1 pseudogene is annotated in these 446 nt (G+C 76.5%); it reads left to right on the top strand.

The window, feature by feature from the left end:
• Window positions 1-360, top strand: a pseudogene (locus MXD62_RS10170) (hypothetical protein); the annotation flags it as partial.
• Between the last annotated feature and the right edge of the window lie 86 nt (window positions 361-446).

The raw sequence follows: 446 nt of genomic DNA on the forward strand, positions 1-446 counted from the left end.
ACGCTCGGCGACACCGACCGGGACGCCATCGCCACCGCCCTCGTCACCGCCATCGGCGACGGCGACTACTCGCCCCGCGGGATGGCCGACGCCGCGGTCCGCGTCGTGAACCGGCTCCTCGCCGACAGGGCACCGGCCTCGGCAACCGCCGAACCGAAGCCCTGGCGCGGCACCTGCGGTCAGATCGGCCACCCCGGCGCCTGCCAGTGCGACGGCACCACCGACGTCACCTGCGGCGGCTGCGGCCACCCCGCCGGAGGCCACTACGGCATCGGCGGCTGCACCGCCGTCGGCCCCGACGGGGAGCCGTCCTGCGACTGCCAGCGGGCCGGAGCCGACATCCGGATGTCCGGCCAGTGACCGCCCTCATCCCCGCCGCCGACCTCGAGCCGACCGCCGAGCAGATCGCCCGCGCTCGCCGAGACTTCGCCGCCTGCGCCGACTAC

This window comes from Frankia sp. Mgl5 (assembly GCF_023242985.1).
GTDB lineage: Bacteria > Actinomycetota > Actinomycetes > Frankiales > Frankiaceae > Parafrankia > Parafrankia soli.